22 protein-coding genes are annotated in these 21,621 nt (G+C 67.1%); 19 read left to right on the top strand and 3 right to left on the bottom strand.

Going from position 1 to position 21,621, the window contains the following annotated elements; all coding sequences use genetic code 11:
• The first annotated feature begins 7 nt into the window (after window positions 1-7).
• The 3 genes from DOL89_RS23835 (at window position 8) to DOL89_RS23825 (ending at window position 3,153) form a co-directional block, all read left to right on the top strand.
• Complete coding sequence (locus tag DOL89_RS23835; protein WP_119681862.1) at window positions 8-346, top strand: DUF736 domain-containing protein; 339 nt, start codon at window positions 8-10, stop codon at window positions 344-346.
• 4 nt (window positions 347-350) lie between these two features.
• Window positions 351-1,115: a lytic transglycosylase domain-containing protein gene (locus tag DOL89_RS23830; RefSeq protein WP_119681861.1), complete on the top strand. Its 765-nt coding sequence runs from the start codon at window positions 351-353 to the stop codon at window positions 1,113-1,115.
• 250 nt (window positions 1,116-1,365) lie between these two features.
• Window positions 1,366-3,153 (top strand): relaxase/mobilization nuclease domain-containing protein, encoded by a 1,788-nt coding sequence (locus tag DOL89_RS23825; protein WP_119682012.1) that lies wholly within the window; start codon window positions 1,366-1,368, stop codon window positions 3,151-3,153.
• 337 nt (window positions 3,154-3,490) lie between these two features.
• Here DOL89_RS23825 and DOL89_RS23820 read toward each other — a convergent pair whose 3' ends face one another.
• Together DOL89_RS23820 and DOL89_RS23815 are read right to left on the bottom strand one after the other, a co-directional pair.
• Window positions 3,491-4,375 (bottom strand): ImmA/IrrE family metallo-endopeptidase, encoded by an 885-nt coding sequence (locus tag DOL89_RS23820; RefSeq protein ID WP_119681860.1) that lies wholly within the window; start codon window positions 4,373-4,375, stop codon window positions 3,491-3,493.
• A complete protein-coding gene (locus DOL89_RS23815) occupies window positions 4,372-4,731 on the bottom strand; it encodes a helix-turn-helix domain-containing protein (protein ID WP_119681859.1) in 360 nt (119 codons plus the stop codon). The genes DOL89_RS23820 and DOL89_RS23815 overlap by 4 nt, the downstream gene beginning before the upstream one ends.
• Before the next feature lie 136 nt (window positions 4,732-4,867).
• On the opposite strand from DOL89_RS23815, the gene DOL89_RS23810 reads away from it, so the two are divergent.
• From DOL89_RS23810 to DOL89_RS23735, 16 genes are all read left to right on the top strand, one after another.
• Entirely contained in the window at window positions 4,868-6,154 is a 1,287-nt protein-coding gene (locus DOL89_RS23810) for a nucleotidyltransferase domain-containing protein (RefSeq protein WP_119681858.1), read from the top strand.
• Entirely contained in the window at window positions 6,144-6,644 is a 501-nt protein-coding gene (locus DOL89_RS23805; RefSeq protein WP_119681857.1) for a hypothetical protein, read from the top strand. Before DOL89_RS23810 ends, DOL89_RS23805 begins: the two co-directional genes overlap by 11 nt.
• Window positions 6,634-7,680, top strand: coding sequence for a CBASS cGAMP-activated phospholipase (locus DOL89_RS23800; protein ID WP_119681856.1), 1,047 nt, complete (start codon window positions 6,634-6,636; stop codon window positions 7,678-7,680). The genes DOL89_RS23805 and DOL89_RS23800 overlap by 11 nt, the downstream gene beginning before the upstream one ends.
• A gap of 422 nt (window positions 7,681-8,102) precedes the next feature.
• Window positions 8,103-10,091, top strand: a complete 1,989-nt coding sequence (locus DOL89_RS23795) for a conjugal transfer protein TraG (RefSeq protein WP_119681855.1) — start codon at window positions 8,103-8,105, stop codon at window positions 10,089-10,091.
• Between the two features lie 10 nt (window positions 10,092-10,101).
• On the top strand, window positions 10,102-10,548 hold the full coding sequence (locus DOL89_RS23790; RefSeq protein ID WP_119681854.1) for a CopG family transcriptional regulator: 447 nt from the start codon (window positions 10,102-10,104) through the stop codon (window positions 10,546-10,548).
• 174 nt (window positions 10,549-10,722) lie between these two features.
• Window positions 10,723-11,736, top strand: a complete 1,014-nt coding sequence (gene trbB, locus DOL89_RS23785) for a P-type conjugative transfer ATPase TrbB (RefSeq protein ID WP_119681853.1) — start codon at window positions 10,723-10,725, stop codon at window positions 11,734-11,736.
• Window positions 11,733-12,065 (top strand): TrbC/VirB2 family protein, encoded by a 333-nt coding sequence (locus DOL89_RS23780; protein ID WP_119681852.1) that lies wholly within the window; start codon window positions 11,733-11,735, stop codon window positions 12,063-12,065. The genes trbB and DOL89_RS23780 overlap by 4 nt, the downstream gene beginning before the upstream one ends.
• Window positions 12,065-12,343, top strand: coding sequence for a VirB3 family type IV secretion system protein (locus DOL89_RS23775; RefSeq protein ID WP_119681851.1), 279 nt, complete (start codon window positions 12,065-12,067; stop codon window positions 12,341-12,343). The genes DOL89_RS23780 and DOL89_RS23775 overlap by 1 nt, the downstream gene beginning before the upstream one ends.
• Before the next feature lie 18 nt (window positions 12,344-12,361).
• Entirely contained in the window at window positions 12,362-14,881 is a 2,520-nt protein-coding gene (gene trbE / locus DOL89_RS23770) for a conjugal transfer protein TrbE (RefSeq protein WP_119681850.1), read from the top strand.
• Window positions 14,878-15,636: a P-type conjugative transfer protein TrbJ gene (trbJ, locus tag DOL89_RS23765; protein ID WP_119681849.1), complete on the top strand. Its 759-nt coding sequence runs from the start codon at window positions 14,878-14,880 to the stop codon at window positions 15,634-15,636. Before trbE ends, trbJ begins: the two co-directional genes overlap by 4 nt.
• A gap of 11 nt (window positions 15,637-15,647) precedes the next feature.
• Window positions 15,648-15,962 (top strand): putative entry exclusion protein TrbK-alt, encoded by a 315-nt coding sequence (trbK-alt, locus tag DOL89_RS23760; RefSeq protein WP_119681848.1) that lies wholly within the window; start codon window positions 15,648-15,650, stop codon window positions 15,960-15,962.
• Between the two features lie 4 nt (window positions 15,963-15,966).
• A complete protein-coding gene (gene trbL / locus DOL89_RS23755) occupies window positions 15,967-17,319 on the top strand; it encodes a P-type conjugative transfer protein TrbL (protein ID WP_119681847.1) in 1,353 nt (450 codons plus the stop codon).
• 3 nt (window positions 17,320-17,322) lie between these two features.
• Window positions 17,323-18,003: a conjugal transfer protein TrbF gene (gene trbF / locus DOL89_RS23750; RefSeq protein ID WP_119681846.1), complete on the top strand. Its 681-nt coding sequence runs from the start codon at window positions 17,323-17,325 to the stop codon at window positions 18,001-18,003.
• Window positions 18,003-19,034, top strand: a complete 1,032-nt coding sequence (gene trbG / locus DOL89_RS23745) for a P-type conjugative transfer protein TrbG (protein WP_119681845.1) — start codon at window positions 18,003-18,005, stop codon at window positions 19,032-19,034. Before trbF ends, trbG begins: the two co-directional genes overlap by 1 nt.
• Window positions 19,031-20,236, top strand: coding sequence for a TrbI/VirB10 family protein (locus tag DOL89_RS23740; RefSeq protein ID WP_119681844.1), 1,206 nt, complete (start codon window positions 19,031-19,033; stop codon window positions 20,234-20,236). Before trbG ends, DOL89_RS23740 begins: the two co-directional genes overlap by 4 nt.
• A complete protein-coding gene (locus DOL89_RS23735; protein ID WP_119681843.1) occupies window positions 20,233-20,475 on the top strand; it encodes a DUF2274 domain-containing protein in 243 nt (80 codons plus the stop codon). The genes DOL89_RS23740 and DOL89_RS23735 overlap by 4 nt, the downstream gene beginning before the upstream one ends.
• On the opposite strand, the gene DOL89_RS23730 is transcribed toward DOL89_RS23735, so the two are convergent.
• Complete coding sequence (locus tag DOL89_RS23730) at window positions 20,472-21,377, bottom strand: LysR family transcriptional regulator (RefSeq protein WP_119681842.1); 906 nt, start codon at window positions 21,375-21,377, stop codon at window positions 20,472-20,474. The two genes, DOL89_RS23735 and DOL89_RS23730, sit on opposite strands and share 4 nt — an antisense overlap.
• Window positions 21,378-21,621 lie beyond the last annotated feature (244 nt).

Genomic DNA, 21,621 nt, shown 5'->3' with positions numbered 1-21,621 from the left:
CCAGCAAATGCCCCAGATCGGTGAATTCACCCGCACGAAGTCCGGATATTCCGGCCGCGTCCGCACCCTCACCCTCGACGTGCAGCTCACCCTGGCTCCAGCCGAGCCGTCGGAAGCCGAGAACGTGCCGGACTACCGCATTCACCTCGGCGAGGACGGCCATGGTCCGGAGATCGGCGCCGGCTGGAAACGCACCGGAGAGAAGGCCGGCGACTACGTCTCGCTGCTGTTCGACGATCCCACCCTCACGCACCCGATCCGGGCCAACCTGTTCCGAGCCGAGGCGGACGGCACGTCGTGGTCGCTGCACTGGAACCGTCCGCCCAAGCGCGGCGCGCGGGAGTGACGCCATGCCGACCGCGCGTCGCCGGATCGCTGCCAGATCGCTGAAGAACCCTGGCCGCTGTGCACTCCTTCTCCTTTCCGGCCTTCTCTCGACCGCCGCCGCGCCCGACCTGTCGGTCGCCCAGAGCGTGGCGATCGAACAGCAGGCGCCGGTTGACCCCTATGCAGTATTCATTGCCGAGGCCTCGCGGCGCTTCGGTGTACCGGAAGGCTGGATACGCGCCGTCATGCGCGTCGAGAGCCGCGGCGACGTCCGGGCGATCTCGCCGGCGGGCGCCATGGGGTTGATGCAGGTCATGCCCGACACATGGACGGATCTTCGCCTTCGCCACAGCCTCGGTAGTGACCCTTTCAGTCCGCGCGACAACATCCTGGCCGGCGCGGCATATCTGCGCGAGATGCACGATCGCTACGGCTCGCCAGGCTTCCTCGCGGCCTACAATGCGGGGCCCGGCCGTTACGAGGAATACGTTGCGGTCGGACGGGCACTGCCAGCCGAGACACGTGCCTATGTCACCGCGCTCGCGCCAATCGTTGATGGCGGCGAACTCGCTGAGCCCATCATCGTTGCCGCTGCCGATCCGCTGACTTGGACGCGCGCACCGCTGTTCGTCGGTCCCGCCGCCAGCATATCGGCTGTTGATCCTACACAACGTAGTAGCCCGTCGGATGACGCTCCGGCGGCAGCGCCGGTGCGCGATCTCTCCGCCATCTCGGCCCTGTCCGATGGCTTGTTTGTCGCCCGACCTGGCTCCGGAGACGGGCGATGAGGCGCTTCGCAGGATCGCGCGGACGGGCGTGGGGTGGCGCGGGCTGGAGGAAGTTCCGAGGGTGGCGAAGAAGGACGACCGTCGGATGGCAAGATAAAAGAGGCTCGCCGCTCGCCCTCCAAGCCACTGACATGGCTTGTCTTTCGGCGTGCCGGTCGGTCGGGGTGCGTGCCGCGCCTGAGAGTTCTCGCAACGATTTCAATGTAGTTTCCGGCACTGTGCGCTCTGCGCCCTGTTTTGCGGGGTAATGATGAGCGAGAGCGACAACGACTTCCGCGTCCGGCCAGGGCGCATCCGCAGCACCCGCACGCCGAGGCCCAAGAGCTTCATCCATCAGGTCCTCCGCGCCGCCAGGCGTGCGGGCCACACCGACGGCGCGTCCAGCTCGGCGGGGAAGAGCGGCCGCTCGCCGACACTGGGACGCTCCAGCTTCGGCCGCGGCCGAATCAGTTTCAGCCGCAACCGACTCTTCTCCCCCAGTCGTCGCGTCGTGGTCGCCTCGCGGATCGCCCGGCATTCTGGCCGCGCCTTTCGCTCTGCGCCGCTCGCCGCGCATCTGTCCTACCTGAAGCGTGATGGCGTGACCCGCGAGGGCGAGAAGGCGATGATGTTCGATGCGGGCACCGACCACGCCGATGACCTCGCCTTCGCCGAGCGCTCCAAGGACGATCGCCACCATTTCCGGTTCATCGTCTCTCCCGAGGACGCCGGCGAGATGACCGACCTTCGCGCCTTCACCCGTGATCTTGCGAAGCAGATGGAGGCCGACCTCGGCTCCCGGCTCGACTGGGTCGCTGCCGATCACTGGAACACCGACAACCCCCACATCCATCTGTTGGTGCGCGGTGTCGACGACGCCGGTGCGGATCTCGTGATCTCGCGCGACTACATCAGCCGTGGTCTGCGCTCGCGCGCCGAGGAGTTGGTGTCGATCGAGCTCGGACCCCGACCCGAGCACGAAATCCGCAACGCGCTGGAGAAGGAGATCACCGCCGAGCGCTGGACGCGGCTCGATGTTGAGATCCGCATCTCCGCCGACGATACTGGCTACATCGACCTGCGCCCGGAGGCGAGCGGCGCGGCCGGTGACGAAGCACGACGGCTGCTGATCGGCAGGGTCCAGCATCTGGAGAAGATGGGCCTCGCCACACCCGCCGGTCCCGGCGAATGGATGGTCGGCTTGGAAGCCGAGCGCTCGCTCCGCGAGCTCGGCATGCGCGGAGACATCATCAAGACGATGCACCGCGCCTTCACCGAGCGCGGGCAGGATCGCGGCGTCGCCGACTATGTGATCGACGCAGGCGCGACAGGCGCGTCCATTATCGGGCGACTGGTCAAGAAGGGCCTTCAGAACGAGCTGTCCGGCGAGGCCTACGCCATCGTCGACGGCACCGACGGCCGCGCGCACCATATCCGCTTCCGGGGCATCGAGGCGTTCGAGCACGCGCCGCCGATCGGCGGCATCGTCGAGATCCGCCGCTTCGGGGGGCCCGAGGACCAACAACCAACGCTCGTGCTCGCCAATCGCTCGGACTTCGACCTGAACCGCCAGATCACGGCGCCGGGCGCGACTTGGCTCGATCATCGGCTGGTCGAACGTGAGCCGACGCCGCTCGCGATGGGCGGCTTCGGCCGCGAGGTCCGCGACGCCATGTCGGCCCGCGCGGACCACCTCGCCGAGGAAGGGCTCGCCCGCAAACAAGGCCAGCGCGTTATCCTGCAGCGCGATCTCCTGAATACCCTCCGCCGCCGCGAGTTGGATGCCGCCGCGGCGCGGCTCTCAGCCGAGACCGGCCTGCCGCACATGACGACCGCAGCAGGTGAGCATGTCACCGGCGTCTATCGCCAGCGCCTCGCCCTCACGTCCGGGCGCTTCGCGGTGATCGAAGCCGTAGGCCAAAACGGCGACCTTGGCCACCAGCTCGTGCCCTGGTCGCCGACACTCGAGAAAAAGCTCGGTCAGCACGTCGCCGGCGTCGCCAAGGACAGCGGCGGCATCGAATGGAGCTTCAGCCGGAAACGGGGGCTGGCACTCTAGAGTGTCGGATGTCGTGCCTCGCGGTGGTAGGGGGTTCAACTGCACCCGAGCCGTCGTCTCGTGTGCGCCCATCATGGTCATTCAACGAGAAAGCGCTGCATCCTCAATGCAGATGTACAATTCGCCTGGCTAACGCCCGGCCGGGTGGATTGTGTCAGCATTGGTAACCAGGCATGTTCGGAATCCCCGATCCACAGGCGTCGGCCGAGGGTGCTTCATCGCCATAGCTTGTGGCCTGGAGTGGCGGTATCGATCGGCGACCGGCACGATCGATCGCTCGCGCTGCGAGAGCAGCCGGCAGCGCTTCGCTTAAGGGTGAGGTCGGTGCCGGGCGTTGTTATCGCCGAAAGCGGGGCGTCCAGCTTTCGATCAGTTCGGACTCCTCCTCGTCGTCATCATCCATTTCCCCACCGCTCCCAAGCTCCGGAGCAACGAGGATGGTCAGAATCTTTCCGTAATGACCAAGGCCGACGGATTCTTCCGAAACCGCGACGCTCCTGATGCCGCCGAGCCAATCACGCACATCAATGTCGTCCGCGATCCGATCGCAGGCGAGAACGCGTGCCAGCTCCCCGGCGAGCCGTGAGGTCGCGGTTCCTGCCGGTAGCGGCGAGCCCTTGCGCAGCCAATCGCGTTTGGGCAGCGATTTCATCGCCTCGGAAAGGAAACAATAATCGATCACGCCGCCGGTGCTCATGATCACGGCGACCGCGCTGTCGGTGAGCTCAGCGTAACGAATGGCGGTCGCGGTGAGCGAGGTTTCGCATCGGTCGGCGATCGCAGAGAGCGCGTCGAGACCAGGATCGTGTGCGTCCATCGCCTTGCGGAACGGCGCCGACGGCATCAGCAGTCCGGCGGCGAAATGGTCGGCCTCGAGCTCGTAAGGATCAGCGGTGACAAAACCGGCGCGCGAGACGTGGAAGCCGTCCTTGAGGACCTGGTCGACATGGCCAGGAAGAAAATAATGCCCAAGCTCGTGCGCGACGCTGAAGCGCTGGAAGCCCGGGCTCGGGATATGCGTCGCGTAGACGATGCAGAAGTCGTTGCCGTGGCGAAGCAGCATGCCCGAGACGCCCTCGGTGTTCTCGTGCTTCCCCTCGACGAGGATGTCGCGGCTGGCGGCGATCGCGAAGGGGTTGACCGGCAGGCTGGTGATGCCGTCGTCCCTCAGGAGGGCCTCGGCAGTCTGCCTGGCCATCTTCAGATTGAAGACGCGGCTCACGGCTCCTTGGCCTTTTTGGCGGCGTTGCGCTCCGCAAGCATCTTGAGGAAATCCTTGGCGATCTCGCGGTCGTTGCCCGAGAGCTTGCCGTAGTCGCGAAACAGCGGATCGCCGGCCTGCGCGAGGCCGGGCTCGTCCACGCGCCCCAGGAGATAATCGGTCGTGACTTCGAGCGCGTTCGCGAGCCGGCGGAGCGAATCAAACGACGGCTTGCGCGCGCCGGTCTCGAAATGGGCGATGGAGCTCCCCGGCATGCCGGCTTTCTGGCCCAGGTCGCTCTGGCTCCACCCCCGAAAATCACGCGCCTTGCGCAGCCGCTCCTTGAAAATGTCGGTGGGCGAGGGTTCTACAGGCATGTCTATCCCGACATGGTGAACTTGACGGATTGTGAGGCGTCACCATATAATTCTCGTCATGTATGTCATGTCGAACCCGGCATGCGCAAGGCCCGTAGCGAGACCGCGGCGGATACCCGATTGAGGAGTGCCGGTGATGGCGGATGACGACCCCTTCCAGAAGACCGATACGCTCGACGAGGTGTTGCTCGACGTCGCCGCACTGATCGAGCTCAGCCGGCGCGACCGGACGATCGCGGAGAACCGCTATCGGCGGCTCAAGGAGCATCTCGAGCGTTCGGCAAGCCCGCTCGCGATCTACCTCGTCGACGGGCAGAGCCTCATCTATGCGCAGGGTTCGATCGCCACGAGCACGACGATCGTCAGCGGCACCGAGGACGACCGGTTCGACGTCGATGCGATCGTCGAGATCGACGTTCCCGAGGACTGGAACGATGATCGGGCGCTCGACATTCTCGAAGAGTCGCTTCAGGGCTTCCCAGGCGTGGTCGCGATCAAGCGCTGTACGCGCTGCGTCCAGCTCCAGTTTCCGTTCATGCACATGGACGTGACGATCCTCGATCGACGCCAGCGGATTTCGATCGCGCGTGCCGGCGAGATCTTCCATTCTCCTGACCGCGGCCCGTCCTCGCGGGTGCCGTCCAATCCCTGGGGCTTTACCAACTGGTTCCGCTCTGCGGTCGGGATCGGTCAGGCGCTCTTCACCGAGCGGCTCAACCGTCACCGCGACGCAATAGCGAAGAACCGCCTGCAGTATCTCGACGAGGCCGAGCGGGTGGTGGTGGCGGAGGCCGATCAGCACGAGCTGCCGCCGATGATCCCGAGCCGGCTGGACGCCCAGGAGGCGGTCGCGCTCAAGCTGCTGAAACGCTACCTCAACCTGCGCTACGAGACGTCGACGCTGCCGCGCCCACCGTCGATCTATCTCGCCAAGCGCACCGGCGATGTCGGCTTCGTGCCGCACGGACTCACCGCGCAGCTGTTCGTGCTCGCCGACTCGACGGCGAAGGTCCTGCGCCAGCATCTCGCCGCGGAAACGCGGCCGGAGGAGGAGAACCCCTCGTACCGGTCGGACAAAATCAACGACCGCTGGCCGCGTCTCGAAGCGGCAGGCGCCAGCGACATGAAGGGGCTCGCCGAGGAACTAGAGCACCTCGCCGTTCGGCTCAACGTCATGGCCTCGGTCTCGCTCGCCGAGATTTCCAAGGCGATCGACGAACTCTTCGGCGAGCGGATCGGCAAGGAGCAGCGCGCGATCCTCGCCCGGCGCTACGATCGTCGCAGCGATCCCGCGCCGGTCCTCTCGGAGCGGCGGACGGGGGCGATCTACGCGCCCGCGATCGTCGCTGCGTCCGAGGCGCTAAGCGAGGTTCCCCGGCACAATTTCCATCCGCTCGAATTGGACGGCGAGGATGACGACTAGCGGCATCGCGCGGCGATCGCCCGACGCGCAGATGAAGGCGATGTCGGCCGACTGGCCGGACTTCAAGGGCCGTAAGCTGCCCGACGGCACCCTTGTGTGGGCGGGTCCGCTCATGCCAAAGGCGCGCGTCTATTCGGTCTCGATCCTGTGGAACCCGGGCATGATGTCGCTCCCGTATGTCATGGTCAACGAGCCTGCACTCGAGCCAGGGCCCGAAGGCAGCTTCGCCGCGATTCCGCATCTAATCTTCTATGCCGAAAAGCCGGAGCGGTCCGGGCTGTGCCTGTTCGATCCGGCTGGCAAGGAATGGTCCCCTGCAGACCTCATCGCCGCGACGACGGTCAAATGGGCGTCCGAATGGCTCGTCTATTATGAGCTCTGGCACCTGACCGGCGAGTGGCTGGCGCCTGGTGTCGGCTATGAGAGCGTCGCCCGGATGCATGCGGGCGAAGCCGCGGCCGTAAAGGATATCCTCGCCGATGTTCACTGATCGCCGCGCCGGCAGCCTCGCGACGCGGCGGGTGCGCCAGCCCTGGCCCAAGGACAAGCCGTTCAAGATCCTGTCGTTGGACGGCGGCGGCATCAAGGGCCTCTACACCGCCGAGCTCCTCCGGCTCTGCGAGGAACGGTTCGGGCGCGGCTTGCGGATCGGGCGCTATTTCGACCTGATCGCCGGCACCTCGACCGGTGGCATCATCGCGCTCGGTTTAGGGCTCGGCATCCCCGCCGGCGACATCGTATCGTTCTACGAGACGGATGGCCGGGCGATCTTCCCACCGCTTCCGGTGCGCCTGCCGGGCAGGTTGCGGACGTGGTGGACTTGGCTGAACGGCCCGAAGCTCCGCCACGAAGCGCTCGAGAAGGCCCTCAAGCGCCGGTTCGAAGACCATCTGCTCGGCGACTCGCCGGTGCGGCTAGTCATCCCGGCCTTCATGATGCCGAAGACCGAGATCGCCGTGTTCAAGACCGACCATCATGCAGATTTCCGGCATGATCATCTGACCCCGATGTGGAAGGTCGCGCGCGCGACCTCGGCGGCGCCGACCTATCTGAAGGGCCTCGAACATGAAGAAAGCGGCCGCGTCTTCATCGACGGCGGCGTCTGGGCGAACAATCCGGTGATGGTCGCGCTTGTCGACGCGCTGACGGCCTATGACATAGCTTCCGACCAAGTGCAGGTGTTCAGCATTGGCACCGGCAACGCGCCCTTCGAGCTCAGCAAGCCCGACGTCTTCCGCGGCCTCATCGCGTGGCGCGAGGCGATCAAGGCGGCGATGTTCCTGACTACCGACAATGCGACATCGCAGGCGAAGCTGCTGCTCGGCCCGGAACGGTGCCTGCGGATTGAGCCAAGCGGCGATAACGCGGGTATCGAGATGGACGACTATCACGCGGCGTTCGCCCGCCTGCCGGCGCTCGCGGCAGCGCATGTGGAGGCGAACACCGAAGAGATTGCGCATTTCTTCACCGATGTCGTCGATGGACGAGAGCGGCATTACTCCAAACAACCTGAATCGCGCGTTTGACGTTGCGGCAACCGATTTGGCAGAGCGAATCTTACCTCTAACCATTTGCCTGCAGTTGGAGGGTCGCCGGTTAGCGAGCGGAATGTCGCCTTTCCGCCGGTTCGGTTACTGGCTTTGAAGTCGGAAAGGGCGCAGCATCCGTAAGATTCGGATGCTGATACTGAAGCTGTTGATCAATAGGACGCGGACGGCAGCTCCTGTAGCTCGCTGAAGCCGCCATTCCGTTACGGTCAGCCTCAGACATCACCGCGGTTCTTGGCTTGCGGCCAAAACGGGATCTGAAGCAGCCGTCGCCACCTCCTGCGCTTTCCCCTGTTTTTGTCCTCTAGGTTCGCCGGGGCTACGACCCGCGACGGCCGCGCCTTGTAATTCTCGGCTCTGGTCATCGACCTTGATGGGATTCGCTATCAAGGGACTATGCCTTGTCCGCCACGAAGATTCTCTGGGGTCAGATCACCATCGTCTTCCTGATCGTGCTCGCCACAACGTGGGCCGCGACGCAGTGGACGGCGTGGAGGCTCGGCTTTCAGCCGCAGCTCGGCGCTCCCTGGTTCGAGCTGGCGGGCGTGCCGTTCTACTATCCGCCGGCCTTCTTCTGGTGGTGGTACGCCTACGACGCCTATGCGCCGACGGTCTTCGTCGAGGGCGCCTATCTTGCAGCCTCCGGCGGCTTCATCTCGATCGCTGTCGCGATCGGCATGTCGGTCTGGCGGGCGCGCGAGGCGAAGGACGTCGAGACCTACGGCTCCGCGCGCTGGGCGAAGCCGAACGAGGTGAAAGGCGCCGGTCTGCTCGGTCACGACGGGGTGGTCCTCGGCAAGCTCGATCGCGATTATCTCCGGCACGACGGGCCTGAGCATGTGCTGTGTTTCGCACCTACGCGGAGCGGCAAAGGCGTCGGCCTTGTCGTCCCGACGCTCCTCACCTGGTCCGGCTCGGCGATCGTCCACGACATCAAAGGTGAGAACTGGCAGCTCACCTCGGGCTTTCGCGCCAGGCACGGACGGGTGCTGCTGTTCGATCCCACGAACGCGAGATCCTCTGCCTACAACCCGCTCCTCGAGGTGCGGCGCGGCGAGTGGGAGGTGCGTGACGTCCAGAACGTCGCCGACGTGCTGGTCGATCCCGAAGGCTCGCTAGAAAAGCGGAACCATTGGGAGAAGACCAGCCACTCGCTGCTCGTCGGTGCGATCCTGCATGTCCTCTACGCCGAGCCCGGCAAGACGCTGGCCGGCGTCGCCGGGTTCCTTTCGGACCCGAAGCGGCCAATCGAGACCACGCTCGCGGCGATGATGACGACGCCGCATCTCGGAGAGGCAGGTCCGCATCCCGTCGTCGCTTCGACAGCGCGCGAGCTCCTGAACAAATCCGACAACGAGCGCTCCGGCGTGCTCTCCACCGCCATGTCGTTCCTTGGGCTTTATCGCGATCCCGTCGTCGCCGAGGTGACGCGCCGCTGCGACTGGCGGATCGCCGACATCATCGCCGATCCAAGGCCGGCGACCCTCTACCTCGTCGTGCCGCCTTCCGACATCTCGCGCACGAAGCCGCTCATCCGCCTGGTGCTCAACCAGATCGGCCGCCGCCTGACCGAAGACCTTCACGCGAAGGACCGCCGCCACCGCGTCCTGATGATGCTCGACGAGTTCCCAGCGCTCGGCCGGCTCGACTTCTTCGAGAGCGCCTTGGCCTTCATGGCGGGATACGGCCTGAAAGCCTTCCTGATCGCGCAATCGCTCAATCAGATCGAGAAGGCGTACGGCGCCAACAATTCGATCCTCGACAACTGCCATGTCCGCGTGAGCTTCGCGACGAACGACGAGAGGACGGCCAGGCGCGTCTCGGACGCCCTTGGCACCGCCACCGAGATGAAGGCGATGAAGAACTACGCCGGGCACCGGCTGTCGCCCTGGCTCGGGCATCTCATGGTCTCTCGCTCGGAGACGGCGCGGCCCCTGCTCACGCCTGGCGAGGTGATGCAGCTCCCACCTGGCGACGAGATCGTCATGCTGGCCGGCACGCCGCCGATCCGGGCGAAGAAGGCCCGCTATTACGAAGACACGCGGTTCAAGGAGCGTGTCTTGCCGCCGCCCGACCCATCGAAGGGCGGCCGGTCGCCGCGCCAGGACAACTGGTCGGGGCTTTCCCCGCAAGAGCCTTCGCCCGCAGCCCTCGCCGTGGCCGGGAAGGACGGGCAGGATGCGGCCAATAGCGGTCTGCGCCGCGAGCCCGAGCTGCCCGATCACGTCGCCATCGCCAGGGAGGTTGATGAACCAAAGCCGAGGCAGGAATTCGCCATGGTCGACGACGAGCCCGACGACGCCGCCCGGCAGGGTCGCATTCTGCGCCAGCAGATGCGCGGGGTTGCCCGCCAGGTCGCGCTCGATCCGAACGACGGCATCGAGATGTGAGGCAGGACCCATGCGCGACCGGATGAACGTCTATTTCCCACCTGAGATGCTGAGGCAAATCGCCGATCTCGCAGATCGCAAGAAGCTCTCGCGCTCGGCGATTGTCGAGGCGGCCGTCGCCTCCTTCCTGTCGCCGGACGGTGCGGATCGGCGCGAGGCGGCCTTCACCCGCCGCCTCGACCGGCTGTCACGACAGGTGGAGCGCATGGAGCGCGATGTCGGTGTCACCGCCGAAACGCTGGCGCTGTTCGTCCGCTTCTGGCTGACCATCACGCCGCCCCTGCCGAACGACGCCCAGGCCGCTGCTCAAATCAAGGGGCGCGAGCGGTTCGAGGGGTTCATCGAGGCGTTGGGCCGGCGTCTGCAGAAGGGACAGAGCTTTCTCCGGGAGATCCCCGACGATATCGATGGCATCCCGCCCACCGACGAGCCTGATAGGTCGGGCAAGATCGGCTGAGTGGTCCTCACAAGTTCAGCCAAGAGCATTCCGGCATCTCGCCCTTTCCCTCTATTTGTACGCCAGGGCACGACGCCCTCGTTGGGGTTGTTGCCAGAGCCCGTTTCCTGCCCCTTCTAATCATCCCCGACCTCGGGCCGCTCCTCGTGCGGTCCCGCAAAGGACGGGGACGACATGGCGGCTTCTCATCGGCAATCCGAGGCGACCTCACGCGGTGCGCGCATGCTGCGCACCGCCCTCGGCCCGGCCATCGCCGGGTTCCTGGAAGACCCGCAGATCGTCGAGGTGATGCTCAACCCCGACGGGCGGCTCTGGGTCGACCGCCTGTCCGAAGGACTGGCCGACACGGGGGAGCGGCTGTCGCCCGCAGACGGCGAGCGCATCGTCCGGCTGGTGGCGCACCATGTCGGCGCCGAGGTCCATGCCGGTTCGCCGCGGGTCTCGGCTGAGCTGCCCGAGACGGGAGAGCGGTTCGAGGGCCTGCTGCCGCCGGTGGTGTTCGCGCCGGCCTTCGCGATCCGCAAGCCCGCCGTCGCCGTCTTCTCTCTCGACGACTACGTCGCCGCCGGCATCATGACCGCCGGCCAGGCCGAGGCGCTGCGAACGGCGGTGACGGCGCGCAAGAATATCCTCGTCGCCGGCGGGACCTCGACTGGCAAGACGACACTGACCAACGCGCTCCTTGCCGAAGTCGCCAAGACCAGCGATCGCATCGTCCTGATCGAGGATACACGCGAGCTGCAATGCGCCGCGCCGAACCTCGTCGCGCTGCGCACCAAGGACGGCATCGCCTCGCTGTCGGAACTCGTGCGCTCCTCGCTCCGCCTCCGCCCCGACCGCATCCCGATCGGCGAGGTGCGCGGCTCGGAAGCGCTCGACCTTCTAAAGGCTTGGGGCACCGGTCACCCCGGCGGCATCGGCACGATCCATGCCGGCAGCGCCATCGGGAGCCTGCGCCGTATCGAGCAGCTCATCCAGGAAGCCGTCGTCACCGTGCCCCGCGCCTTGATCGCCGAGACCATCGACCTCGTCGCCGTACTCTCCGGTCGCGGCGGAGAGCGTCGGCTCACCGAGCTCGCCGTAGTCCAGGGGCTCGGCCCGTCCGGCGACTACCGCATCGGCCCGGCCGTCGCCGCGCCGGACACCATTCCCTTCGACAACCAGACCCTCTCAGGAGACCCGTCGTGATCCACCGCATTCCAGACATCCGCCGTCATGCCGCGACCGCGGCCATCGCCATCTTCGTCACACTGGCCCTGTCTCCCGCCGCCCATGCCGCCGGGTCCTCGATGCCTTGGGAGGCGCCGCTGCAATCGATCCTGGAGTCGATCGAGGGACCCGTCGCCAAGATCATCGCCGTGATGATCATCATCATCACCGGCCTGACGCTCGCTTTCGGCGACACCTCGGGCGGCGCCCGCAGACTGATCCAGATCGTGTTCGGGCTCTCGATCGCCTTCGCGGCCAGTTCCTTCTTCCTGTCGTTCTTCTCGTTCGGCGGCGGGGCGCTCGTCTGATGGCGGACTTCGCCTCGGAGGCGCCCGTCGGCGGGTTCGTCGCGCCCGTGCACCGCGCCCTGACCGAGCCGATCCTGCTCGGCGGCGCGCCGCGTTCGCTCGCCATCCTGAATGGGACTCTGGCGGCAGCACTCGGCCTCGGCCTGCGGCTCTGGCTGGTCGGTCTGGCGCTCTGGGCGGTCGGCCACTTCGCAGCAGTCTGGGCGGCGAAACGCGATCCGCTGTTCGTGGATGTGGTGCGCCGACATCTGCGCATTCCCGGTCATCTCGGCGTCTGAGGCCAGGGAGAACGCGCCATGATGAACCTGGTTGAATACCGCCGCACCTCGACCCGTCTCGCCGACTTCCTGCCCTGGGTCGCGCTCGTTGCGCCAGGTGTCGTCCTGAACAAGGACGGCTCCTTCCAACGCTCAGCTCGCTTCCGCGGTCCCGACCTCGACAGCGCCGTGCCTGCCGAGCTGGTCGCAGTCGCCGGGCGTCTGAACAACGCCTTCCGCCGCCTCGGCTCTGGTTGGGCGATCTTCGTCGAAGCGCAGCGCCATGCGGCCGGCCGCTATCCGGCCAGCGCCTTTCCCGATGCGGCGTCGGCCCTGGTCGACGCCGAGCGCAGGGCCGACTTCGAGGAGGAAGGCGCCCACTTCGAGTCCAGTTACTTCCTCACGCTTCTCTACCTGCCGCCGGCCGAGGACGCCGCGCGGGCGGAGAGCTGGCTCTATGAGGGCAAGGCACAGAGCGGCGTGGATGCGCGCGAGCTCCTGCACGGCTTTATCGACCGGACGGACAGGGTCTTGCAGCTCGTCGCCGGCTTCATGCCCGAATGCGCCTGGCTCGATGACGCCGAGACGCTGACCTATCTCCACTCGACCGTTGCGACCAATCGGCACCGCGTCCGCGTCCCCGAGACGCCGATGTATCTCGACGCGCTGCTCGCCGACCAGCCGTTGACCGGCGGACTCGAACCACAGCTGGGTAACGCGCACCTGCGCGTGCTGACGGTCATCGGATTCCCGACGGCGACCACGCCCGGAATACTCGACGAGCTGAACCGGCTCGCCTTCGCTTATCGTTGGTCGACGCGGGCGGTGCTGCTCGACAAGACCGAAGCCGTGAGGCTGCTGACGAAGATCCGGCGGCAGTGGTTCGCCAAGCGGAAGTCGGTCGCCGCCATTCTGAAGGAGGTGATGACCAACGAGGCGTCGACGCTCGTCGACAGCGACGCCGCCAACAAGGCCGCCGATGCTGACTTGGCCTTGCAAGAACTCGGCTCCGGCCTGATCGGCCAGGCCTATGTCACCGCCACCGTCACCGTCTGGGACGAAAATCCAAGCCTCGCCGACGAGAAGCTGCGACTCGTTGAGAAGGTGATCCAGGGCCGCGACTTCACCGCAATGAACGAGACCATCAACGCAGCGGATGCCTGGCTCGGCAGCCTACCCGGTCACGTCTACGCCAATGTCCGGCAGCCGCCGGTCTCGACCCTGAACCTCGCCCACATGATCCCGCTGTCGGCGGTGTGGGCGGGACCGGACCAGGACGAGCATTTGGCGGCGCCGCCCCTGCTCTTCGGCCGAACCGAAGGCTCGACTCCGTTCCGCTTCGCCCTCCACGTCGGCGATGTCGGCCATACGCTGGTCGTCGGTCCGACCGGCGCCGGCAAGTCGGTGCTGCTGGCGCTGATGGCCCTGCAGTTTCGCCGCTATCAGAAGTCGCAGGTCTTCGCCTTCGACTTCGGTGGCTCGATCCGGGCCGCGGCGCTCGCTTGTGGCGGCGACTGGCACGACCTCGGCGGCGAATTGACCGAGGGTGCGCTCGCGTCCGTCTCGCTCCAGCCGCTCGCCCGCATTCACGAGACGCCCGAGCGCGCCTGGGCGGCCGACTGGATCGTCGCCATCCTGACGCGCGAGGGCGTGACGATCACACCGGACGTGAAGGAGCTGCTCTGGTCGGCGCTCACCTCACTGGCGTCGGCGCCGGTCGCGGAGCGGACGCTCACCGGCCTCTCCGTGCTCCTGCAGTCCTCCGCCCTGAAGCAGGCACTGCGGCCCTACTGTGTCGGCGGCTCCTATGGCCGGCTGCTCGACGCCGAAGCGGAACGGCTCGGAGAAGCCCGCGTCCAGGCCTACGAGACCGAGGGCCTGATCGGCACGGGCGCGGCGCCGGCCGTGCTGGCCTATCTGTTCCACCGCATCGAGGACCGTCTCGACGGGCGGCCGACGCTTTTGATCGTGGACGAGGGCTGGCTGGCGCTCGACGACCGAGGCTTCGCCGGCCAACTCCGCGAGTGGCTGAAGACGCTGAGGAAGAAAAACGCCTCCGTCGTCTTCGCCACGCAGTCGCTCTCCGACATCGACAGCTCGGCCATCGCGCCGGCGATCATCGAGAGCTGTCAGACCCGTCTGCTGCTCCCGAACGAGCGCGCCATCGAGCCGCAGATCACCGCCATCTACCGGCGCTTCGGGCTCAACGACCGGCAGATCGAGATCCTCGCCCGCGCGACACCGAAGCGCGATTACTACTGCCAGTCCCGACGCGGCAACCGATTATTCGAGCTGGGCCTCGGCGACGTCGCGCTGGCGCTCTGCGCCGCCTCTTCGAAATCCGACCAGGTCGCCATCGAGCGGATCCTCGCAGAGCACGGCCGCGACGGGTTCTTTCCCGCGTGGCTGCGCGAGCGCGACGTCGCCTGGGCGGCCGAGCTCATTCCCGATCTCACCAATCTCGACCGGGCGGAACCGTCCTCCGAGCCCTCGGGGCCGAACGAACCGACCGACATGACCACCCCGGCCACCCCAATCGACAAGGAGACGTCCCAATGATCCGCAACCTGTCGACCGTGAGCTTCGCCGCCCTGATGCTGGCGACCCCGGTCGCGATCTCGCCGATCCTGACCGAGCCAGCCTATGCCTGGCGCATCGTCTACGATCCCAGCAACTACGCGCAGAACGTCATCCAGGCGGCCCGGGCGCTCGAACAGATCAACAACCAGATCACCTCGCTTCAGAACGAGGCGCAGGAGCTGATCAACCAGGCTCGCAACCTCGCGAGCCTCCCAACCTCCTCGCTGCAGCAGCTGCAGCAGTCCGTGCAGCGGACGCAAGCGCTCCTGACCGAGGCCCGGAACATCGCCTTCGATGTCGGCGAGGTGGATCTGGCGTTCCAGACCACCTATGGCGACACCCCGATCTCGGCCTCAGACCAGGACCTGATCGCCAGTGCGCGCGAGCGCTGGCGGAATACGGTCGGCGGGCTGCAGGACGCCCTGCGCGTACAGGCCGGCGTGGTCGGCAACATCGGCAGGACCCAAGCCGAGATGTCGGCGCTGGTCGACGCGAGCCAGGGCGCCGTCGGCGCCCTTCAGGCGACGCAGGCGGGCAACCAGCTCCTCGCACTCCAGGCGCAGCAGCTCGCCGACCTTACCGCAGTCGTCGCAGCGAATGGCCGGGCAGACGCCCTGTCCGCAGCGGAACAGGCCGCTGCCGCCGAACAGGGTCGTGAGCAGCGTCGCCGGTTCCTCACTCCGGGCGCCGGCTACGAGCCTGGCAACGCCCGGATGTTTCCGAGCGGGAATTGAGGCGTCTCCCGATGGACGGAAAGCTGCTCGCCCGGCTGGCAGCCGTGATCTTCGTCGCCGTCGCGTTGACGGCGACGGCGGTCGAAATGGCCCGCGACGAGGAGCCGGTCGTTCCGGCTTCCTCGGTCAGGGCTGCGGAGGACGCGGCGCTCAGTCCCCTGCGGGCCGAGCTGACACGCTGCCAGGAGATGGGCGAGGCGGCGGCGCGCAACCCGGCGTGCCTCAGCGCCTGGGCCGAACACCGCCGCCGCTTCCTCGGCCTGGAGGCCGGGTCGAGCGCCCGCAGATGCGATGCATCGGTCACACCCGCGACGGAGGTTCGCTAGTTCCATGGGCGGCACCGGCGTCATCGACCGCTTTCTCGAGGTCTTCACCCGTTACATCGATTCCGGCTTCGGCCTGCTCGGCGGCGAGGTTGCCTTCATCGCGACCACGCTGATCGTCATCGACGTCACGCTGGCAGCCCTGTTCTGGTCCTGGGGCGCCGACGACGACATCGTCGCCCGGCTCGTGAAGAAGACCTTGTTCGTCGGCGTCTTCGCCTACCTCATCTCCAACTGGAACAGCCTCGCCCGCATCATCTTCGAGAGCTTCGCCGGTCTCGGCCTTCAGGCGAGCGGCACGGGCTTCACCACGGCCGATCTCATGCGTCCGGGGCGCGTCGCCCAGACCGGGCTCGACGCCGGACGCCCACTGCTGGAGTCGATCTCCAGCCTGATGGGCTACTGGTCGTTCTTCGAGAACTTCATCCAGATCGCCTGCATGTTCCTCGCCTGGGCGTTGGTGCTGCTCGCCTTCTTCATCCTCGCCGTCCAGCTCTTCGTCACGTTGATCGAGTTCAAGCTGACGACGCTCGCCGGGTTCATCCTCATCCCCTTCGGCCTGTTCGGGAAGTCAGCCTTCATGGCCGAGCGGGTCCTCGGCAACGTCATCTCGTCGGGCATCAAGGTGCTGGTGCTCGCCGTCATCATCGGTATCGGCTCGACCCTGTTCGGCGAGTTCACGACAGGCTTCGGCGGCGCGGAGCCGACCATCGACGACGCGATGGCGATCGTGCTCGCCGCGCTGTCCCTGCTCGGTCTCGGCATCTTCGGTCCGGGCATCGCCAGCGGGATCGTCTCCGGCGGTCCACAGCTCGGCGCCGGCGCGGCCGTCGGCACGGGACTCGCCGCCGGCGGCATGGTGATAGCGTCAGGCGCCGGCGCGGGTCTCGCCGCGAGAGGCGGCGCGGCGGCACTCTCCGGTGGAGCGGCAGCCGTTCGTGGCGGCGCCGCCGTCGCTGGCGGCGCCTCGACCGCCTACAGCCTCGGCGCCGCCGGACAGTCGGGCGCCGCCGGCGTGGCATCGGGCCTTGGCAGCGTCGCGCGCGCCGGCGGGAGCGCGGCAATATCGCCGCTCCGCCGGGCCGCCTCCGGTGCCTCAGGAAGCTTGCGGGACAGCTTCGCCGCCGGCGGCAGGGCCGCATCCGAGTCGACCGGCGGCGCTTCGAGCATGGATTCGCCTGGTGGCGGAGCCACTGCTGCCGCTGCCGCGCCGGCTCCCGACACCCCGCCGGCCTGGGCGCGACGCATGAAGCGCTCCCAGACCCTCGGTCATGGCGCCACGGCCGTCGGCCATGCCGTCCGCTCCGGCGACGCGCATGGCGGCGGCGCCTCCGTCAACCTCTCCGAAAGCGACCGCTGACCCATGTTTAAACGACCCTCGACCCATTACGGCAAGACACCCGAGCCCGAGACACCCTACCAACGGGCGGCTCAGGTCTGGGACGAGCGCATCGGCTCGGCCCGTGTCCAAGCCCGGAACTGGCGGCTGATGGCCTTCGGCTCGCTCCTCCTCGCCGGCGGCTTCGCCTCGGCCGTCGTCTGGCAATCCGCGCGCGGCACGATCGTGCCGTGGGTGGTGCAGGTCGACCAGCTCGGCCAGGCCCAGGCCGTTGAGCCGGCCGTCGCCGACTATCAACCGACCGATCCGCAGATCGCCTTTCATCTCGCGCGTTTCATCGAGCAGGTCCGCTCGATCCCGGTCGATCCCATCATCGTCCGCCAGAACTGGCTCCGCGCCTACGACTTCACGACAGACCGCGGCGCCATGGCGCTGAATGACTATGCCCGCGCCAACGACCCGTTCGGACGCGTCGGCAAGGTCCAGATCTCGGTCGAGGTATCGAGCGTGATCCGGGCGTCCCCCGACAGCTTTCGGGTCGCCTGGACCGAGCGGCGCTATCAGGACGGCAGTCTCGCCGCGACCGAGCGCTGGACGGCGATCCTCACCATCGTAGTGCAGCCGCCGCGTGATGCCGAGCGGCTGCGCAAGAACCCGCTCGGCATCTTCGTCAACGCCATCAGCTGGTCGCGGGAGCTGGGCTGATGACGCATCGATCGTCTACGCCCGCGCTTCCGGCATTGCTCATCACCACAACCCTGCTTGCCGGCTGCGCGACTGTCAAACCACCGCAGATCGCCTACGACAGCGACGTTCCGCCACTCCCGACGACGCCGGCGGTCGTCGTCGATGAGCGGCCGCGGCCGCTGCACACGCCGCCGGCCTGGACGCCGAGCCATGGTGGGCCGGCCAATGCGCGGCAGCCGACCGCGCGCATCGAAAACGCCAACGCAGCGGCCCGGGTCGAGCCACGGCGCGAGGGCTATTACAACGCGATCCAGATCTATCCCTACAGCGAGGGCGCGCTCTATCAGGTCTATGCCGCTCCCGGGCAGATTACCAATCTCGCGCTCGAGCCCGGCGAGCGCCTGACGGGCACTGGGCCGATCGCGGCCGGCGATACCGCCCGCTGGATCATCGGCGACACGACGAGCGGGGCCGGCGACACGGCCCAGGTCCATGTCCTCGTCAAGCCGACCCGGCCGGACATCTCCACGAACCTCGTCATCAACACCGATCGCCGCACGTATCTCGTCGAGCTGAGGTCGGGCGAGACCCCCTACATGCCCTCGATCGCCTGGTCCTATCCGCGGAGCCGGACGACGCCCACGCCAGCCGTGCCGGCGACGCCCATCATCCCGCCGGCTGCACAACGGAACTACCGCTACGCGCTCGGTGGCGATCGCCCGCCGTGGCGGCCGGTCGCCGTCTACGATGACAGGAGGCGGGTCTATGTCGAGTTCCCGCGCGGCATCGTCCAGGGCGAGATGCCGCCGCTCTTTGTCATCGGTCCGGACGGCGAGCCGGAGCTCGTCAACAGCCGCGTCCACGGCAACATCCTGATCGTCGACCGCCTGTTCGCCGCCGCCGAGCTCCGCCTCGGAGCGGAGGACCAGCAGCGGGTGCGGATCATCCGAACCGATGGGGTGAGGCGTGGTCCGCTTCAGCGGATGCGAAGCTCCGGTGGAGCTTCGCAAGCGACGAACGCCCGAATCCATAGCGGAGGGCAGCGATGAGCGACACCTCGCACAGTGACGGCCGCGAGGGAGAGGTGGGGGATGACCGCCCGTCATCAAGCCCGGCGGAGGCATTGCGCCTGCGGCCCGCGCCGCCGCGCGTCACAAGGCTCTCCCGAAAGGTTCTGGCAGGGCTCGGCGTCGCCGCCGGCCTCGGCATCGGCGCCGCCCTCATCTTCAGCCTTCAGGGGCGCGACGGCGGGAACGCCCCGACGGAGCTCTTCACCACGGACAACCGGCCCACTGCGGACGGGCTCCGCCGCCTGCCGTCCGACTATTCGGACGTGCCGCGCGATGTTCCGAGACTTGGCCCGGCGCTGCCCGGCGATCTCGGCCGGCCGATCGTGCGGGCGCGCGACGAGGGTCGCCCGGTGCCGGCCCAGCCGATGCCCGGCCCTGATCCCGAAGAGCAGCGGCGTCTTCAGGAACAGGAGGCCGCCCGCACCAGCGAGCTGTTCTTCAGCGCGGGAACGCAGCCGGCCGCGTCCGGCATCTCGATGTCCGGGCAGACCCCGGCGGGTCCAAGCAGCCCATACCGTAGCGATGGCGCATCTTCGCAGGACCGCCACACCGCCTTCCTCAACGGCCCCGTCGACCGCCGCACCGTATCGAGCGACCAGCTCGTGGCGCCGGCGAGTCCCTATGTCTTGCAGGCAGGAACTATCATCCCGGCGGCGCTGATCACCGGCATCCGCTCCGATCTGCCGGGGCAGATCACCGCCCAGGTCACGAGCCACGTCTACGACAGCCCCTCGGGACGCTACCTTCTCCTGCCGCAGGGAACCCGGCTGATCGGCCAGTACGACAGCGGCGTCGCGTTCGGACAGCGGCGGGTGCTGCTCGTCTGGAACCGCCTGATCCTGCCGAACGGTCGGTCGATCGTGCTGGAGCGCCAGCCCGGCGCCGATGCGCAAGGATTCGCCGGTCTTGAAGACGGCGTCGACTATCATTGGTGGGACCTCGCCAAGGCCGCCGCGCTGTCGACCCTGCTCGGTGTCGGCGCCGAACTCGCCGCCGACGATGAGGACCGCCTGATCGCCGCGATCCGCGGCGGCGCTCAGGACACCGTCAACGACGCCGGCCAGCAGATCATCGAGCGGCAGCTCGATGTGGAGCCGACGCTCACGATCCGGCCGGGTTTTCCGGTCCGGGTGATCGTGACGCGCGATCTCGTTCTCGAGCCCTATGGAGCTCTGCGATGACAACGAAGCTGAAACTCGGGGCGATCGCCGACGACAAGCCCGTGAAGCTGACGATAGAGCTGCCGGCCGCGCTACATCGCGATCTCGTCGCCTATGCCGAGGTGCTGGGACGTGAAACCGGCCAACCGGTCGGCGAGCCGTCGCGGCTGATCGCGCCAATGCTGGAGCGGTTCATGGCGACCGACCGCGCCTTCTCGAAAGCCCGCAGAGTGGCCAGAGTGCAAAATGACCCGATCTAATTGACGGGTGGCGGCGGCCGACCGGACGCCATCGCCCTCATCACCGACAGAAACCTGCGCAGCGCAGGATTGTCCCTGTCGGGAGACCAGGCAACTGAGAATGGTAGTGTGTCATCCGGATCGCCGACCGGCCTGAAGACGACGTTGGGATAGGCGACGCCGACGCCGGCCTGGCTGACGACGCTGAGCCCGAAGCCCAGACCCACCAGGACGAACAGCGTCTCTCGCGCCACCGCGTATCGCACGATCCTCGTCCGCTCCCCGAGCCCGCCGAGGCGGGCAACGAGCCAATCGTGGATCTCCGGACCGGGCTCCTGCAGGCTGACGATGAAACGCTCTTCGCGCAGCTCCGACCATTGCAACCACTCCTCATCCGCCGCCGGGTGATCGCTGGCGAGCGCAAGAGCGACCGCTTCCCGCCATAGGGTCTCGCAGTCGAGGTCCCGCAGATCGCAGTCGCCGGTCACGAAGGCGATGTCGAGTTTGCGCTCCCGGATGCGGCGCAGCAGCGCGTTCGGCTCGCCTTCGGCCACGTCTATCTCGACGCCCGAATAATGGGATCGGAACAGCCGGATGGCCTCATGAGGAAAACCGCTCGCGATCGAGGCAAAGATGCCGATCCGAAGATGACCGCTTGCTCCGTTCGATGCCGCCCGCGCCCGTCTCAGTCCGAACTCGATGTCGCGAATGGCATTGGACGCAGTATCGAAGAAATCGCGGCCGGCCCGGGTGAGCCTGACGCCCGAAGCGTGGCGCTCGAACACGGAGACGCCGAGCTCGCCCTCGATCCTCGCGATCCGCCGGCTCAGGGTCGACGGTCGCACGCCAGCAGCCGTCGCAGCACGCCGAATGTTGAGCGTCTCCGCAACATCCACAAATGACCTTAGGTCAGACAGCTCCATTGCGTCACCTAACCCTTCGTAGGACAGCGCGCGTTGCCGACGATCTCGATCGAGCAATCACCGGAAGGACCAGGTTCAGAGAGCTTTGCAGCGCTGCTGCAGCTGCTGATCAGATCCGAAACCGGACGCGATCGCGTGTGTCGAAGATAAGGACGCCAAAGGTAGCGCCGGCCTTACAGCCAGAAGGGACGTCGGGGGCACGTTCTTGGCTTGCCGTTCTCTCCCCTTCTTGCGAGAGCTCCAC

The organism is Indioceanicola profundi (assembly GCF_003568845.1).
Taxonomy (GTDB): domain Bacteria; phylum Pseudomonadota; class Alphaproteobacteria; order Azospirillales; family Azospirillaceae; genus Indioceanicola; species Indioceanicola profundi.
Note: the sequence above shows the minus strand (reverse complement) of the source record. Positions and strands in the feature narration are given on the sequence as shown.

Coding starts and splice junctions, on each gene's coding strand:
- DOL89_RS23775 (WP_119681851.1), top strand. CDS start 12,065: ATGGCGGACTTCGCCTCGGAGGCGCCCGTCGGCGGGTTCGTCGCGCCC.
- DOL89_RS23830 (WP_119681861.1), top strand. CDS start 351: ATGCCGACCGCGCGTCGCCGGATCGCTGCCAGATCGCTGAAGAACCCT.
- DOL89_RS23730 (WP_119681842.1), bottom strand. CDS start 21,377: ATGGAGCTGTCTGACCTAAGGTCATTTGTGGATGTTGCGGAGACGCTC.
- DOL89_RS23825 (WP_119682012.1), top strand. CDS start 1,366: ATGAGCGAGAGCGACAACGACTTCCGCGTCCGGCCAGGGCGCATCCGC.
- DOL89_RS23740 (WP_119681844.1), top strand. CDS start 19,031: ATGAGCGACACCTCGCACAGTGACGGCCGCGAGGGAGAGGTGGGGGAT.
- trbK-alt (WP_119681848.1), top strand. CDS start 15,648: ATGGACGGAAAGCTGCTCGCCCGGCTGGCAGCCGTGATCTTCGTCGCC.
- trbB (WP_119681853.1), top strand. CDS start 10,723: ATGGCGGCTTCTCATCGGCAATCCGAGGCGACCTCACGCGGTGCGCGC.
- DOL89_RS23800 (WP_119681856.1), top strand. CDS start 6,634: ATGTTCACTGATCGCCGCGCCGGCAGCCTCGCGACGCGGCGGGTGCGC.
- DOL89_RS23735 (WP_119681843.1), top strand. CDS start 20,233: ATGACAACGAAGCTGAAACTCGGGGCGATCGCCGACGACAAGCCCGTG.
- DOL89_RS23805 (WP_119681857.1), top strand. CDS start 6,144: ATGACGACTAGCGGCATCGCGCGGCGATCGCCCGACGCGCAGATGAAG.
- DOL89_RS23790 (WP_119681854.1), top strand. CDS start 10,102: ATGCGCGACCGGATGAACGTCTATTTCCCACCTGAGATGCTGAGGCAA.
- trbG (WP_119681845.1), top strand. CDS start 18,003: ATGACGCATCGATCGTCTACGCCCGCGCTTCCGGCATTGCTCATCACC.
- trbF (WP_119681846.1), top strand. CDS start 17,323: ATGTTTAAACGACCCTCGACCCATTACGGCAAGACACCCGAGCCCGAG.
- DOL89_RS23815 (WP_119681859.1), bottom strand. CDS start 4,731: ATGCCTGTAGAACCCTCGCCCACCGACATTTTCAAGGAGCGGCTGCGC.
- trbJ (WP_119681849.1), top strand. CDS start 14,878: ATGATCCGCAACCTGTCGACCGTGAGCTTCGCCGCCCTGATGCTGGCG.
- DOL89_RS23835 (WP_119681862.1), top strand. CDS start 8: ATGCCCCAGATCGGTGAATTCACCCGCACGAAGTCCGGATATTCCGGC.
- trbL (WP_119681847.1), top strand. CDS start 15,967: ATGGGCGGCACCGGCGTCATCGACCGCTTTCTCGAGGTCTTCACCCGT.
- trbE (WP_119681850.1), top strand. CDS start 12,362: ATGATGAACCTGGTTGAATACCGCCGCACCTCGACCCGTCTCGCCGAC.
- DOL89_RS23810 (WP_119681858.1), top strand. CDS start 4,868: ATGGCGGATGACGACCCCTTCCAGAAGACCGATACGCTCGACGAGGTG.